Source organism: Joostella atrarenae (assembly GCF_021764745.1).
Classification (GTDB): Bacteria; Bacteroidota; Bacteroidia; order Flavobacteriales; family Flavobacteriaceae; genus Galbibacter; species Galbibacter atrarenae.
Window position 1 is genome coordinate 1 of record NZ_JAETXX010000048.1, and the last position, 588, is coordinate 588.

The window sequence follows — 588 nt, forward strand, 5'->3', positions numbered from 1 at the left end:
CGAGTTAGAAAATAAGAAGTTATTGACGTTTAATAATGTACTTAATGATACATATAAGAGTCATTATATAGAATTTCCAGAAAATGAGCTACCGTTTTTAACAGGATTAGAGAAACTTTTAGAGGATTATTTAAATTCTATTAATTTAAAAAATCCTAAAAAGATTCTTTTACAAGAACTAGTAGATCGAATTAAAGAAATAATAACCCGCTTTAAAGAGCGAATCGAATTGCTCAAAGAATAACGTCCAAATCCATATAGTTAAATAATTCTTCCATATTGAATTTAATGGAACATAAAAAGGATATAGAAAGTATATAGTATAATGGTGGTAGTTTTAGTTAAAAATAATATTTTTACAATCCTAAATTAATGACCAAAACTTAATCTATGGAATTTTTAACCGGGAAATCTCTTGCAGACGAGATCTACGATACAATCTATTATGCTGAAAAATACGTAATCATTTTATCTCCTTTCATTCAGCTTGATGAATATTTTAAAAATGAAGTATTTAAAACACTTCGAAATAATTCACATGTGCATGTAATTTTGGGATTCGGTAAGAATGAAACTAATATAACCAAA

At 26.2% G+C, this 588-nt stretch carries 1 protein-coding gene and 1 pseudogene; both read left to right on the plus strand.

Annotated elements, in window-relative coordinates:
- A partial coding sequence (locus JM658_RS17015) for a hypothetical protein (RefSeq protein ID WP_236961101.1) occupies positions 1 to 244 on the plus strand: 244 nt, incomplete at its 5' end.
- A gap of 146 nt (positions 245 to 390) precedes the next feature.
- Positions 391 to 588: pseudogene (locus JM658_RS17020) on the plus strand (hypothetical protein); the annotation flags it as partial.